The following is a 12,462-nucleotide window of genomic DNA, read 5'->3' as shown; positions in this document are numbered from 1 at the left end:
GAAATATTTTGATCATCCAATTCCACAAAAAAACCGGTATAAAGATAAATTATCTTTCATACCGGCCATTAATGGACAATATTATTCAGCAGCTTCACGGATAGCAGTGATTGCCTGGCCGCGGTCCTCTTTATTATAGATAGCAGATCCCGCTACAAGTACGTCCGCCCCGGCATCTGTACAAAGTTTCGCAGTTTCAGTGGTGATCCCGCCATCCACTTCGATTTCCAGGTCGGGATTGAACTGCTTCGCAAGTTCACGAACTTCCCTGATCTTAGGAACTACCGAACCGATAAAACTCTGACCGCCGAACCCGGGATTGACTGTCATTAAAAGGACCATATCGAGGTCTTCAATTACATGCTTGATCATGTCAACTGGCGTGCCCGGATTCAAAACGGCTCCCGCCTTGATAGCCTTTGATTTAATCAATTGAATCGTCCGATGAAGATGCGGGGTTGCCTCTGCATGGACAGTGATATAATCCGATCCCGCTTCCGCAAAGGCCTCGATATATCGGTCGGGATTTTCTATCATTAAGTGGACATCCAATGGCAGATTTGTAACAGGACGTATTGCCTTGACGATCATTGGCCCCAGGGTGATATTGGGTACAAAATGACCATCCATGACATCGACATGAATATAATCCGCGCCCCCTGCCTCCACTTCCTTGATTTCATTTGCCAGGTTTGCAAAATCTGCTGATAGGATCGATGGTGCAATTTTAACCATTTTAATACCTCGGCTTTCTGTCTTTGATTTCATCATAGAATTGCTGATAGTGTGTATATCTGTAGTCCGGGATTTCCCCGTCATCGACTGCTTTCTTTACCGCGCACTTTGGTTCATTAATGTGGAAACACCCGCGGAACTTACATTCATCAGATCTTTCCGCCATTTCAGGAAAACAGGAAGAGAGTTCTTCCAGCTCCAGCTCACTGAATTCCAAAGAACTGAATCCAGGGGTATCAGCTACAAATCCGTCATCCTCCACTTCAATCAGTTCCACATGGCGGGTTGTATGCTTTCCCCTGCCAAGGTGAGTGGAGATATTGCTCGTTTTCAGCTCGAGTTCCGGATTCATCGCATTCAGTAATGATGACTTCCCTACCCCCGATTGACCCGCAAAAACTGAAATCTTCCCTGCGAGGTGGGGTTTCAATGCAGAAAGTCCCTCTTCCGTTTCTGAGGATGTCATTATCACTTCATAACCAAATGACCGGTATTGTTCAGCATAATCCTTGATCTTTTCCAGCTCTGTTTCGCTCACCAGATCGATTTTTGTAATACAGATCAAAGGTTCAATATTTTTACTTTCTACAAGAACCAGGAACCTGTCCAGCAGAGCTGTGCTAAAGTCGGGTTCGGCCGCTGAAAAAACCAGGATTGCCTGATCAACGTTGGCAATCGGCGGCCTTACCAACTCATTTTTCCTTTCAAAGACTTCCAGAATATAGCCTTCTTGCTCGTTCTCAGACTGAAAACTGACATAGTCGCCGACAAGGGGAGTCACCTTATTCTTACGGAAGACTCCCCTTCCGCGGCACTGGGTGATTTCATCATTATTCAAGACATAATAAAAACCGCTGAGTGCTTTAATGATCTTGCCTTCTGGCATAAACAGCCTCCTTGAATGTTACTATTCCTCTTGCTCAGGATACGGAACACTTTCTTCTTTAAAAACTTGCCCATCCACGACAACTTTAATCTGTCCCGTTTCTCCTTCGTTGATGGTCAATTCATATGTCTCTTTGTAATTCTCAGTGATGCCGAATTTCGCCTCTGCATCCTCAATATTACGTTCCATATCTTCAATATAAATTTCCACACTCTGTGGCTTTCCTTCTTCTTCAGGTTCATATGGAATGGTGATTTCCTTGCTTACCGTCCTTGGAGGCTGAGGTTCTTTCCCTTTGGAAATAACTACATTCACGGTCCCGCCTTCAACCATTGCTGTACCCGCTTTAGGGTCCTGGGAAATGACCTCCCCTTTAGGGACATCAGCAGAGTATTCTTCTGTTGTATTGATTTTCAAGCCGCTTATTTCTTCATACAAATTCAAGCTTTGCTGGTTTAAACCTGTTAACTCCTTTAACTCAAAGGTTTCCGGACCGGAACTTACGACAAACGTAACCTTTGTTTCATCCGGGATAACTTCTGAGCCTTCCGGAGGATCCTGTGACAAGATCGTCCCGGGATCGGCGTCGTTGGACTCTGTCTCTTTTTCAACATTGGTGAAGCCCAACTCTTCTAATTCCTTTTCAGCATCCTCAAGTGGCTCATCCGTATAGTCCTTGATTTTTACCCTCTTTTTTCCGGTGCTGACATAAAGGTTGACCTCACTGCCTTCCTTTACTGTTTTCCCCGCCGGCGGATTGGTTTTGATCACGTGGTTTGCAGCAACTTCCTCATTGGCCTGTTCAAGGTAATCCCCGATAAGAAAGCCTTCGAGCGCAAGGAGTTCAACCGCTTCTTCCTGGGTTTTCCCAGTGACATCGGGAAGTTCAATTTCTTTTGGTCCAAGCATATCAGGAAGGACTGTTACCGCGAGTAAACCAAGGATGGCGAGCAAAAAGAAAACACCGATGATGATTACCGGCCACTTTTTCTTCTTCTTCTTGGCAGGCTTAGTGACATTTTCTTCACCGTTCGGAACAGTGCCTGCAGCTTCGATACCATTCTTTTCATGGACAATTGTATGGTCCATATTGTTATATGGACGCTGATCGGTTATGACCGGAATGGCCTTGGTGGCGTCCATGTCTTCTGCGATGGCGAATTTTGGTTCATCAAGTCGTTCCGGATCAAGGGATGTCCTAAGATCTTCTTCGATTTCCTCTACAGAATCATATCGCTGGAAAGGATCTTTGGCTGTCGCTTTCAGAACGATATTTTCCACGCTTTGAGGAATGTCAGGGTTCCAGCGCCTGAGGGATGGGGTTTCGGATTGCAGATGCTTCAAGGCAATAGAAACAGCTGATTCCCCTGAAAACGGAAGCCTGCCTGACAACAGCTCGAACATGACGATCCCAAGTGAATAGATATCCGATTTCCTTGTCGCCATCCCCCCTCTTGCCTGTTCAGGAGAAAGATAATGGACTGATCCCAGAACAGAATTTGTCTGTGTGATGGAGGTTGAACTCAAGGCCATTGCGATGCCGAAATCCGTAATTTTCACCGTTCCATCATGGTCGATCAATATATTCTGAGGTTTGATATCCCTATGGACTATATGGTTTTGATGTGCATGAGAAATAGCTGATGCCAGCTGGCGCATGATATCAATCGTTTTTTCCACTGTAATAGGGGAATTTTTTTGTATGTACTGCTTCAGGGTCAATCCATCTACATACTCCATGACAATATAGTAGATATCATCCTCTTCCCCTACATCATATATGCTGACGATGTTTGGATGAGCAAGGCTTGTGGCTGACTGCGCTTCCCGCTGGAACCTCTTGATGAACTCTTCCTCATTGGCAAAATCGAGGCGCAGCATCTTGATCGCAACTTCGCGGTCAAGGATCATATCCTGTGCAAGGTATACATTGGCCATACCCCCGCCGCCTATCATCTCCAGGATTTTATACCTGCCGCTGATTCTTTTTCCATTCAACATAAAGCTCACCCGTTACTGCTTTCAAGTGAATACTTTACGATTGCCAATGTGATATTATCTTCCCCGCCGTTTTCATTTGCAATGGTGATGAACCGCTGTCCTGCTTCATCAAGGTCTTCACTGCGGGATAGAATGTCTTTCATTTCATTTTCCGAAACTTTATTGGATAAACCATCTGAACAAAGCAGGAGTATGTCATCTTCTTCGAAAATGATTGTCCTGGTATCCATCTCCACTTTTTCCTCTGTCCCCAAAGCCCTCAATAATACATTTTTCCGCGGATGATGCTCTGCATCTTCCTTGGAAATTTGACCGCTCCTAACGAGTTCATTGACTAGTGAGTGATCTTCCGTCAATTGGCTGAAACCGCTCTCATTCAAGATATAACCCCTGCTGTCCCCGATGTTGACGACCGTAGCAAAATTTTCAGTGCAGATCGCTGCCACAACAGTCGTACCCATGCCTTCACATTCGATATTGGTCTGGGAGTGGTTAAATACATTCAAGTTGATCTCGGTAATTTTATCCTGCAGCCATTTTTCGGCCTGTTCTGCCTTGGTGAATTTCCCTTCGGAGACCCAAAGTTCTTCAAACTTATTGATGGTCATTGAACTGGCAACATCTCCAGCACGATGACCGCCCATACCGTCAGCAACCACCGCCAGGCAGTCACCTTCTTTATTGCTGAAGACACCTACACTATCTTCATTATGCTGTCTGACTTTCCCCTTATCTGTATAGTGCACAGATTTCATCCGGGCCACCTCTTTTCTTCATTGCCATTCCAGAAGCGGACAACACTTTCGGTGAATTGAGCCGCTTCGACATTTTTTCCTCGGCTACGTTACATTTACGACCTTTATGCCCAAATTTCCTGCTTGATTGCTAAAATCAGGAATCCTTTTTGAAGCAGGAAATAAAGAAACCGTCTCCGCCAAAATCCTGGGGGAAAATCTGAAGCATATTTTCTTCTACAAACGGTTGAACGGTTTCAGGAAGGTGAATCAATTCATAAGGCTGGAACCCTTCGTTTTGATTCAAGAATTCTTTTACAGTACCTTGATTTTCATTCATGTCCACTGTACAGGTACTGTAAACGAGAATTCCGCCTTTTTTCAATAACGGAGAAACCGCTTTTAATATTTGGAGCTGGATTTTCTGAAGGGACTCCAGGTCCTTTTCTGTCTTTGTATATTTGATATCCGGCTTTCTCCTTAACACGCCAAGACCTGAACAAGGGGCATCCACCAGGATCCGGTCAAAGCTTTCCGGTTCGAAGAGCTCTCCTGCAGTCCGGCTGTCATGAGCCTTGGACTCTATATTTTCCAATCCTAGTCGTGCGGCATTATCCTCAATCAATTTGATCTTATGCTTATGCAGATCAAGCGCCAGCACCTTGCCTTTGCCGCCCATCAATTCAGCAATATGAGTCGTTTTCCCTCCAGGCGCAGCACAGGAATCCAGGACATTAAAACCTTCCTGGACATCAAGGCTGTGGGCTACAAGCATCGAGCTCTCATCCTGGATGGTCAATAGCCCCTTCCTGAAAGCGTCGGTTTTCGCAAGGTTCCCTTTTAAAGAGACGATTGCTTCCGGCGCAATTTGGCTTTTCTTCACAGTAAGGCCTTCTTGTGTAAGTGATTCAAGCAGCTCGTCCCTCGTCGTCTTTAGTGTATTGACACGTGCCGTCTGAAGAGGAGCTGTTATATTGGTTTCGCACATTTCCCTCGTTTTATGGACGCCGAATTGTTCGGTCCACCTTTTGACAAGCCACTCGGGATGGCTCGTTTCAATCGCAAGGCGTTCGACCGGGTCTTGAATCGATTCAGTCGACTGCACCCCTTTTCGCTGAATTGAGCGGAGGATGCCATTCACCATACTGGCAATCCCTTTATGTCCCCTTCGTTTCGCAATTTCGACCGCTTCAAATAATATCGCCCGGTCAGGAATCTTATCAAGATAGACCATTTGATATAACGACAGCCTGAGAAGCTGGCGGACCCAGCTTTCAACTTTTTTATTGATGAATGGCGCAAGATAGTAATCAAGCGTCATTCTTCGCTGGATGGTCCCATATGTCAACTCTGTCAATAATCCTGTATCCGGACCTTTTATATTGTATTTCTCAATGGCATGGTTCAATAGAAGATTGCTGTATGACTGATTTTTCTCAACCGATTCAAGTACATCCAGCGAAGCTTCCCGAACTGTCTTTTTCAGCTTACTCATTTTCTTCACCAAGCTTCATGCCTTTTTCGATGAATGATCCTGCACCACGAAGGTAATCTTTGGCACTCATTCTCTTTTTACCCGAAGGCTGAAGTTCAGTGATTTTAATCGAAACAGAGCTGCCTGTGGCTGCAATGATTCCGTCTTCTTTCACAGAGGTGATTTCCCCGGGACTGCCAGGTGTGCCGTTCACTTTCTCGCTCCACCATACCTTCATCACAGCTCCATCCAGCACTGTATAGGCCACAGGCCATGGGTGCATTCCTCGTATATGGTTGTATATTTCTTCACCGGGCTTGGACCAGTCAATTCTTTCTTGTTCACGTTTAATGTTCCAGGCAAATGTCGCTTTGCTTTCATCCTGCTTCTCAGGGGTGATCTCCCCATTCAAAAGTGCCGGAAGAGTATCGATCAATAGGGCTGCACCGGCTTCACTTAACTTATCATGCAGTGTGCCGACATGGTCTTTCTCATCGATTTCCACTTCAACTGAGCTGATCATATCACCGGCATCGAGTTTTTCAACCATATACATGATGGTCACACCTGTTGTAGCCTTCCCTTGAATGATGGAGTAATGGATAGGGGCTCCTCCTCTAAGTTCGGGCAGAAGTGATGCATGGACATTGATACATCCAAACTTGGGCGCTTCCAATAATTCCTTGGGAAGGATCTGTCCAAATGCCGCAGTAACGATCAAATCGGCTTTCAAGGCAAGAACCTTTTCCAGTTCTTCTTTCTCCCGGATTTTTTCCGGCTGAAATACAGGAATTCCATGCTTTTCAGCCTCAACCTTAACAGGGGGCGGTGTCATGATTCTCTTCCTTCCAACAGGACGGTCGGGCTGGGTGACAACACCAATCACCTCATAGTCATTCTTAATTAAATTCTGGAGTACTGGTACTGAGAATTGCGGGGTACCCATGAATACAATTTTGGTCATTCGCTTTCATACCTTTCAAGTTCATCTTCTTCAATATATCTGATCACCTTTGCAGTGAATAATACTCCATGCAGGTGGTCTATCTCATGCAATATCGCTCTGGCAAGGAACCCTTCAGCTTCAATAATCAAGTTGCGGCCCTTGCGATCCTGGAAAGCAGCTTTGACATATTCCGGCCTTGAAACTTCTCCGTATAAATTCGGGAAAGAGAGGCAGCCTTCCAGGTCTGTCTGCTCTCCTTTGACCTCAAGGACTTCCGGGTTGATCATTTCAATTGTCCCTGTCTCATCTCCGATATCGACAATTGCGGCAGATAGGTCTCTCCCTACTTGGGGGGCGGCAAGGCCAACCCCGTCAGCGGCAATCATCGTATCATACATATCATCTAGAAAACTTCTTAATTTTTTATCGAAAACCGTTACTTTTCTGCACTCTATCTCAAGGATTTCATTTGGATAGGTGACAATCGGTAAAATCGCCAAAACTGATCCCTCTTTCTTACATCATCATATAAGGATTGACATCTATTGAAATTGTTAACCCTTCTGAAGCCTTTTGTTGTTGGGAGTGTTCGAGTACTGTCTTCAAAATCGAAGGCAGCTCAGGTTCCCGCTTGTATTTTATCAAACATTGATATCGATATCTATTGTTGATCCTCGGTATCGGAGAGGCAGCCGGTCCCAGCACGATCGACTGAGGTGATAATCGGGATTGAAGGAATTTAGTGATTTTCTCAGCGGCACCGACGACTTTCAATAAATCTTCGTGGCTGATCGTTATCAATGATAAATAATAAAACGGCGGATAGCTCCCCATCTTACGCATGATCATTTCTTTGTGATAAAAAGCATCATAATCCTGTGATCCCGCGAGTTCGATACTATAATGTTCAGGTGTATAGGTCTGTATCACGACTTCTCCCGGAAGCTCATGCCTGCCTGCCCTGCCGCTTACCTGGGTCAACAGCTGGAAGGTTTTTTCAGCGGAGCGGAAGTCCGGTAGATGAAGCATTGTGTCGGCACTGAGGACACCCACTAGTGTAATATTCGGGAAATCAAGTCCCTTAGCTATCATTTGAGTACCCAGGAGTATGTCAGCCTGCCCTTCGCCAAAGCTGTCCAGGAGCCGCTCATGCGATCCTTTTCTGCTTGTGGTATCTACATCCATCCTGATGACACGGGCTTCCGGAAGCAGCTTTGCCAGTTCTTCCTCGACCTTTTGAGTACCCGTTCCAAAATAGCGGATATGCTCACTGTCACACTCCGGGCAAGTTTCCGGCACTCCCGTTTCATACCCGCAGTAATGGCATTTCATGCTGTTGGAGAACCTGTGGTACGTTAGGGAAATGTCACATTGCGGACATTGGGCAACATACCCGCAATCGCGGCACATAATAAAGGAAGAATGCCCCCGCCTGTTCAGGAAGAGGACAGTCTGCTCCCCTTTATGGAGCCGGTCCTGAAGTTTTTCAAACAGTTCTTCTGAAAACATGGAACGATTGCCGCTTCTAAGCTCTTCCCTCATATCTACAATGGATACCGAAGGAAGCTCGCCGGCATTCATCCGTTTAGATAAGGTCAACTGCTTGTAAACCCCTTTTTGGGCTCGCGCAAATGTCTCCATGGATGGAGTGGCACTGCCAAGGATTACGGGGCAGTGATACTGCTTGGCTCTGTAAATGGCAACATCCCTGGCATGATACCTTGGATTCTCTTCCTGTTTATAACTGGCTTCATGCTCTTCATCAATTATTATTATGCCTAAATTTTCAAAGGGAGCAAAGATGGCCGACCTTGCCCCGACAACTACTTTCACTTCTTTTCGCTGGATCTTTCTCCATTCATCATACTTTTCCCCGGCCGAAAGCCCGCTGTGGAGAACGGCGACGTCATTTCCAAATCTGCCTTTAAATCGGTTGACCATCTGCGGTGTCAGGGAAATTTCGGGAACAAGGACAATCGCTTCTTTCCCTTGCTCATAAACTTGCTGGATGGACTGAAGATAAACCTCGGTCTTACCGCTCCCTGTCACTCCATACAGCAAGAAGGTCTCATGTTTTTTTTGTTCAATTGCCTCGAGAATAGGAGCAATTGCCCCTTCCTGTTCCTCCGTAAGCGGCAGCGGACTGGTTTTTTGAAAGGTTTTATGAGAGAACGGATTGCGGTAGATTTCTTCCTGTTTTTTAATCAGGAGCCCTTTATCCGCAAGTGACTTCAACACTGCCAAAGATGCGCCTGCAGAGTCGGCTGCTTCTTTGGTTGTAATGCCTTCATTGCTATTTAGAGAAATGAAGTAACGCAATACAGCTTTTTGTTTTTCTGCATTGGCAGGAAGAGCATCTATTTCTTCCTTCATTTTTTCTCTTTGGACAGCAGGATAGAATTTTTGGACAGTTTTCTTCCTGCCTTTGGATTTAACGCTGTAAAAAACATCCAAGTTCCCTGATTTAATTTCCTTTTGCAGTAACGGCAGAAGCCCGGCTTCTTCTGCATCTTTCCAGGAAACTTCGTCTTTATTGATAAAAAGGGAGGCTGCTTCTTCGTCCAGAAAGTCCCGTTTCACAGGATTCAAAATGATTTTTTTCTCATATTTAGCCTTCATGGCAGCAGGAAGCATGACCTGCAGGGCAGATATCTTAAAACAAAGAGTCTGTTTGGTCAGCCAGTCAGCCATAGTGAGAAGATCTTCATTCAAAACAGGTGTAAGGTCCATCGGCCGCACCAGATCTTTCAACTTCTTTGCCTCTGACTTATCTTTGATCCCAATGACAAATCCCTGTACTTTCCGAGGGCCGAACGGGACTATCACCCTCATGCCTGGAAGGATCTTTCCTTGCCAGGCATGAGGGATGGAATAATCAAAGGCTCTGTCCGTCTGCATTGTTGGCACATCGACAATTACACTAGCTATCTTCATTCCTATCAACCTTCATCCATCATTTGCCGGATTTCATTTAAAATCTCTCTCGCTGTCTCCGCTTTCGTTAATAAGGGCAGTTCCCTTTTTGAATCATCATTCTTAAATAAAGTGACAATGTTCGTATCACCTGCAAAACCAGCCCCGTCCACAGTGACGTTATTGGCAATGATCATATCGGCATTTTTTCTGCGCAGCTTTTCGGCCGCATACCTTTCAACATCATTTGTTTCTGCTGCAAATCCTACCAGGAGCTGGCCTGTTTTCTTTTCACCCAGTGTTTTCAGGATGTCTTTCGTTCTTTCAAATTCGATGACCAGATTCCCATCCTGTTTCTTCATTTTCTTATCAGAAGTGAATTTCGGCCGGTAATCGGCCACAGCAGCACTTTTAATCACGATATCCGCAGATTCGTAACGGCTTAAAACTTCATCGTACATTTCTTCTGCGCTTTCAACGCTGACCAGATTCACCCCTTGAGGCGCCTGGAGGGAGACAGGACCGGTCACCAGTGTTACCTCCGCCCCCATATTCACCGCTTCTCCGGCTAATGCGAACCCCATCTTTCCTGTGGAGCGATTGCTGAAGAAACGGACCGGATCAACTTTTTCACGTGTCGGTCCCGCAGTGACCAAGACCTTCTTTCCCCTCAAAGGAAGTTCCCGCCCCATAAAAAAAGCATCTATGTGACCGATGATTTTTTCAGGTTCTTCCAGTCTGCCTTTCCCGACATACCCGCAGGCTAGGTAGCCTTCACTCGGTTCAATGAAACGATAACCGAAAGAGTAAAGTTCGGAAATGTTTTTCTGGACGGCGGGATGGCCATACATATGTACATTCATAGCCGGCGCAATCCAGACAGGCGCCGTTGTGGCAAGCAGAGTCGTTGTCACCATGTCATCGACAATGCCATTCGCCAATTTCCCGATTACATTCGCTGTCGCTGGCGCCACCAGCACAAGGTCCGCCCAGTCGGCGAGATCTATATGAGCAATCACTTCAGGGTTCTTTTCATCAAATGTGTCTGTAAAAACTTCGTTGCGGGATAAAGCTTGAAATGTCAACGGTGTAACAAATTGCCGTGCTGACGCACTCATTATCACCTTAACCTGTGCTCCAGCCTGGACCAGCTTACTGGTCAGCGCAGCAGCTTTATAAACGGCAATACCCCCTGTGACACATAGCAGTATGTTTTTTCCCTTCACCATTCAATCCCCTCATTTCGACATTCAGTGTATATAGGTTCATTCTCAATGGCTGTTTTCGCATAAATTGTTGCTTACGGAAAAATCCCAGGTGCCGGATTTTCCCCCTGTAGTCAAAGGTTTTACTCTCGAAAAAAACAAGCAGCTCTTTTCTTTCCTTCTCACAGGTTTTTTTACGACGATATACTAGGATATTAATTGAGATTTATATTGAATAGCAACAAAGTTTACGAAAAGAGCCTTCTCAATTTACGCGGTAAGTCCTTTAAGCAGAGGTCTATTCTATCTTATATTATGAATGATTTTCCTTTAAAAAGAAAATAAGGGCTGACCCTGAAAAAATAATTTTCAGGTATCAGTCCCTCATAAAAACCGCTTGAATTTTTGCAAACCGACCTTATTCGTCTGAATAAACGGCTCCTGCTTCTCTTTCCTTCATGGAAAGGCTTCCTGCCTCAATCTCTTCAAGTGCTTTCCCCACATACTTTTCAGAGACATATTTATCGAGCATGAAATTTCCATCTTCCTGTAAGCTTCTTGCACGTTTTGCAGCGATGCTCACTAGTGAATATTTTGAATCAATTTTTTTCATCAAAGAATCTATGGACGGGTTTAACATTTAATCTACCTCCAACATTTTTTGGTAACGCTGTTTCACACGCTCTATCCGGCAATGTTCAGCCTGTACGATCGACTTGATTTTTTCAGTAGCATTCTCTACTTTATCATTTTCCACTACATAATCATATAAGTCCATCATTTCTATTTCTTTTCTTGCCGTGGTCATCCTGTTCAGGATAAGTTCTTCCGTCTCCGTCCCCCTGGTCGTGATCCTGTTCTGCAGTTCGGACAAGCTCGGGGGAGCCAGGAAAATAAACAGGCCTTCCGGAAATTTATCCCTGATTTGTTTGGCACCCTCTACTTCTATTTCCAGAAATACATCTTTTCCGTTATTGATCGTCTGGCGGACATAGTCTTCAGGCGTTCCGTAATAGTTTCCTACAAACTCCGCATACTCGAGAAGCTTCCCTTGCTCAATGAGGCTTTCAAACTCTTCGCGGCTTTTGAAGAAATAATCTACTCCATCCACTTCTCCTTCTCTGGGAAGACGGGTCGTCATGGAAATCGAATACTCAAACCGAGTATCCTCCTGGGAGAATATCTCTTTACGCACTGTTCCTTTCCCTACTCCCGAGGGCCCGGAAAGTACAATAAGCAACCCTTTTTCTATCATTATTTACCCTGCCCTTCTTCAGCTATCTCGTCTTTATCTGTTAAACGGGCGGCAACCGTTTCAGGCTGAACAGCTGAAAGGATCACATGGTCGCTGTCTGTAATGATCACCGCTCTGGTCCTTCTTCCATATGTTGCATCCACAAGAGTTCCGCGGTCCCTTGCATCCTGTATCAACCTTTTAATCGGTGCAGATTCAGGGCTGACAATCGATATGATGCGATTCGCAGATACAATATTACCAAATCCTATGTTTATGAGCTTTATAGACATAATGCTCCTCCAATCAATAGTCTATTTTGACCTTATCAAAC

Annotated in this window: 12 protein-coding genes; all 12 read right to left on the bottom strand. The window is 45.2% G+C overall.

Annotated features, from left to right (window positions below):
- Positions 1 to 81: 81 nt before the first annotated feature.
- The 12 genes from rpe to remA all read right to left on the bottom strand — a co-directional run bounded on the left by rpe (position 82) and on the right by remA (position 12,421).
- Positions 82 to 735: a ribulose-phosphate 3-epimerase gene (gene rpe, locus D3H55_RS05515; protein ID WP_119545920.1), complete on the bottom strand. Its 654-nt coding sequence runs from the start codon at positions 733 to 735 to the stop codon at positions 82 to 84.
- A 1-nt stretch (position 736) separates the two neighbouring features.
- Positions 737 to 1,621, bottom strand: coding sequence for a ribosome small subunit-dependent GTPase A (rsgA, locus tag D3H55_RS05510; RefSeq protein WP_119545919.1), 885 nt, complete (start codon positions 1,619 to 1,621; stop codon positions 737 to 739).
- A gap of 21 nt (positions 1,622 to 1,642) precedes the next feature.
- The gene (pknB, locus tag D3H55_RS05505) at positions 1,643 to 3,622 is read right to left on the bottom strand and encodes a Stk1 family PASTA domain-containing Ser/Thr kinase (protein ID WP_119545918.1); all 1,980 of its coding nucleotides are present in this window, start codon (positions 3,620 to 3,622) and stop codon (positions 1,643 to 1,645) included.
- Between the two features lie 5 nt (positions 3,623 to 3,627).
- Complete coding sequence (locus D3H55_RS05500; protein ID WP_119545917.1) at positions 3,628 to 4,377, bottom strand: Stp1/IreP family PP2C-type Ser/Thr phosphatase; 750 nt, start codon at positions 4,375 to 4,377, stop codon at positions 3,628 to 3,630.
- 136 nt (positions 4,378 to 4,513) lie between these two features.
- Positions 4,514 to 5,851, bottom strand: coding sequence for a 16S rRNA (cytosine(967)-C(5))-methyltransferase RsmB (rsmB, locus tag D3H55_RS05495; protein ID WP_119546009.1), 1,338 nt, complete (start codon positions 5,849 to 5,851; stop codon positions 4,514 to 4,516).
- On the bottom strand, positions 5,844 to 6,794 hold the full coding sequence (gene fmt, locus D3H55_RS05490; protein ID WP_119545916.1) for a methionyl-tRNA formyltransferase: 951 nt from the start codon (positions 6,792 to 6,794) through the stop codon (positions 5,844 to 5,846). Before fmt ends, rsmB begins: the two co-directional genes overlap by 8 nt.
- Positions 6,791 to 7,276, bottom strand: a complete 486-nt coding sequence (def, locus tag D3H55_RS05485) for a peptide deformylase (protein ID WP_119545915.1) — start codon at positions 7,274 to 7,276, stop codon at positions 6,791 to 6,793. The genes fmt and def overlap by 4 nt, the downstream gene beginning before the upstream one ends.
- Positions 7,277 to 7,292: 16 nt before the next feature.
- Positions 7,293 to 9,710: a primosomal protein N' gene (gene priA, locus D3H55_RS05480; protein WP_119545914.1), complete on the bottom strand. Its 2,418-nt coding sequence runs from the start codon at positions 9,708 to 9,710 to the stop codon at positions 7,293 to 7,295.
- Between the two features lie 5 nt (positions 9,711 to 9,715).
- Positions 9,716 to 10,918: a bifunctional phosphopantothenoylcysteine decarboxylase/phosphopantothenate--cysteine ligase CoaBC gene (coaBC, locus tag D3H55_RS05475; protein WP_119545913.1), complete on the bottom strand. Its 1,203-nt coding sequence runs from the start codon at positions 10,916 to 10,918 to the stop codon at positions 9,716 to 9,718.
- Between the two features lie 394 nt (positions 10,919 to 11,312).
- On the bottom strand, positions 11,313 to 11,534 hold the full coding sequence (gene rpoZ, locus D3H55_RS05470; protein ID WP_119545912.1) for a DNA-directed RNA polymerase subunit omega: 222 nt from the start codon (positions 11,532 to 11,534) through the stop codon (positions 11,313 to 11,315).
- Complete coding sequence (gene gmk / locus D3H55_RS05465; RefSeq protein ID WP_119545911.1) at positions 11,535 to 12,149, bottom strand: guanylate kinase; 615 nt, start codon at positions 12,147 to 12,149, stop codon at positions 11,535 to 11,537.
- Entirely contained in the window at positions 12,149 to 12,421 is a 273-nt protein-coding gene (remA, locus tag D3H55_RS05460) for an extracellular matrix/biofilm regulator RemA (protein WP_119545910.1), read from the bottom strand. The genes gmk and remA overlap by 1 nt, the downstream gene beginning before the upstream one ends.
- Positions 12,422 to 12,462 lie beyond the last annotated feature (41 nt).

It is taken from the genome of Bacillus salacetis (genome assembly GCF_003581585.1).
GTDB classification, from domain to species: Bacteria; Bacillota; Bacilli; order Bacillales; family Bacillaceae_B; genus Rossellomorea; species Rossellomorea salacetis.
Note: the sequence above shows the minus strand (reverse complement) of the source record. Positions and strands in the feature narration are given on the sequence as shown.

What these genes read in the sequence shown, in the direction of transcription:
- rsmB (WP_119546009.1), bottom strand. Translation starts at nt 5,851, where the DNA reads ATGAGTAAGCTGAAAAAGACAGTTCGGGAAGCTTCGCTGGATGTACTT.
- gmk (WP_119545911.1), bottom strand. Translation starts at nt 12,149, where the DNA reads ATGATAGAAAAAGGGTTGCTTATTGTACTTTCCGGGCCCTCGGGAGTA.
- fmt (WP_119545916.1), bottom strand. Translation starts at nt 6,794, where the DNA reads ATGACCAAAATTGTATTCATGGGTACCCCGCAATTCTCAGTACCAGTA.
- remA (WP_119545910.1), bottom strand. Translation starts at nt 12,421, where the DNA reads ATGTCTATAAAGCTCATAAACATAGGATTTGGTAATATTGTATCTGCG.
- D3H55_RS05500 (WP_119545917.1), bottom strand. Translation starts at nt 4,377, where the DNA reads ATGAAATCTGTGCACTATACAGATAAGGGGAAAGTCAGACAGCATAAT.
- rsgA (WP_119545919.1), bottom strand. Translation starts at nt 1,621, where the DNA reads ATGCCAGAAGGCAAGATCATTAAAGCACTCAGCGGTTTTTATTATGTC.
- rpoZ (WP_119545912.1), bottom strand. Translation starts at nt 11,534, where the DNA reads ATGTTAAACCCGTCCATAGATTCTTTGATGAAAAAAATTGATTCAAAA.
- priA (WP_119545914.1), bottom strand. Translation starts at nt 9,710, where the DNA reads ATGAAGATAGCTAGTGTAATTGTCGATGTGCCAACAATGCAGACGGAC.
- rpe (WP_119545920.1), bottom strand. Translation starts at nt 735, where the DNA reads ATGGTTAAAATTGCACCATCGATCCTATCAGCAGATTTTGCAAACCTG.
- coaBC (WP_119545913.1), bottom strand. Translation starts at nt 10,918, where the DNA reads ATGGTGAAGGGAAAAAACATACTGCTATGTGTCACAGGGGGTATTGCC.
- pknB (WP_119545918.1), bottom strand. Translation starts at nt 3,622, where the DNA reads ATGTTGAATGGAAAAAGAATCAGCGGCAGGTATAAAATCCTGGAGATG.